This is a genomic window from Pseudoalteromonas sp. S4492, assembly GCF_005886115.1.
Lineage (GTDB): Bacteria > Pseudomonadota > Gammaproteobacteria > Enterobacterales > Alteromonadaceae > Pseudoalteromonas > Pseudoalteromonas gelatinilytica.
On sequence record NZ_PNCP01000278.1, the window covers coordinates 1 to 260 of the forward strand.

Sequence of the window (260 nt, forward strand, 5' to 3'; positions counted from 1 at the left end):
TCAAAACCATCCATTTCGGGCATATTAATATCCATCAAAATTAAATCGTATCGTGCCTTTTTGAGCATATCTAGCGCTTCTTGTCCATTTCCGGCAATATCAAATATCACCCCTGTAGTATTTAAAGAATGGGTAATAAGCTTCTGATTAACAAAATCGTCTTCTGCTATTAATATTTTTTTACCTTTTAAAAAGTCGGTGTTCATCTATCGTAATTTTTCACTAGCGTGCATGTAAATATAAAATATCTACTGCTTATG

General features: G+C 32.3%; 1 protein-coding gene. It reads right to left on the reverse strand.

All coding sequences use genetic code 11. The features are described 5' to 3' along the window. On the reverse strand, window positions 1–206 hold a 206-nt coding region (locus CWC28_RS21570), incomplete at its 3' end, for a response regulator (protein WP_138625773.1). Window positions 207–260 lie beyond the last annotated feature (54 nt).